This is a genomic window from Moorena sp. SIO3I6 (genome assembly GCF_010672095.1).
The window spans coordinates 1-1,180 of sequence record NZ_JAAHHU010001533.1; the positions used below are offsets into that span (position 1 = coordinate 1).

Annotated in this window: 1 protein-coding gene; it reads left to right on the forward strand. The window is 35.4% G+C overall.

The features are described from left to right. Positions 1-609, forward strand: a 609-nt coding sequence (locus F6K49_RS50960; RefSeq protein ID WP_293110542.1) for an ATP-binding protein, incomplete at its 5' end; no start/stop codon positions are given. Positions 610-1,180: the final 571 nt, after the last annotated feature.

Genomic DNA, 1,180 nt, shown 5'->3' on the forward strand with positions numbered 1-1,180 from the left:
CTACTGAAAGACCCAGAGGGAGAAAAAATTTTACAAACTGCCTATCAATTTGCTAATCTCCAAACCAGTACCCGTAACATTGTTACCGCTGCTGAACGAGCTGCTAAAGTGGTGTTTGCCCTGAAAACTTATGCCCATGATGATTCTAGTGGTAACAAGACAGAGGCAAATATTATTGAAGGAATTGATACTATTTTAACTCTCTATTATAACCAACTAAAATATGGTGTAGATGTGATCAGAAATTATGACGATTCCTTGTCTGCTATTCTTTGCTATCCCGACCAACTTAATCAAGTTTGGACGAACTTGATTCACAATGGCATTCAAGCTATGGAGAGTAAGGGAACCTTAACCATTGATGTTAGACAGCAGGATGATCAGATAAAAGTCAGTTTCACTGATAGTGGTAAAGGAATTCCCCCGGATGTTATACCGAAAATATTTCAGCCTTTTTTTACGACTAAACCCCCTGGAGAAGGGAGTGGTTTGGGGCTAGATATTGTCAAAAAGATTGTGGATAAACATCAGGGTCAGATTGAGGTGGAGTCGGTGCCTGGAAAGACGACATTTACAGTAGTGTTACCAATGGAGATAGTTTCAGAGTAATATCCTAAATCCTATAGCCCTGCGCTTTATAGCAAGGTAAATATAGTTTATGACATAGTATTTTCGTTTAAAGGGAACAGCGGATCTGGGAGCAGGGAACAGCGGATCTGGGAACAGAAATATGTCTTAACCTTTACTTAGACTGCTATTAATATTAATAGATACTATTAACATATAATCTTTATTTGTCAAGTACTTTACCGAAAATTACTGAATATTTTAATTCCTAGAGAGACTAATTGGTTGGAGCCCAAGATAGTAACTGGAAGTTTAACTAAAAATTAAATAATTATTAATGTCAAGTCCCCTATGTTTACTAAGTTTCGTAAAAATTGTCAAGTCCTTGTATTGATGCGTCGCTTATTTAAAATTACTGAATCCTTTACTGCGTCTAGGATTTAGAACTATGAGTCTAAAAAATATTGAAGATTTGTTACTTATTTGGTTAAGGTTATGTCTTCTTTCTATAAGTCTGTGTATAATAATTTTTGGTTGGCTGAAGTTAACAAAACTGAAGCTAACTGACATTTAAATTTACTGATTGTTAGATGAGCTTTAGAGGTCTAGTTAA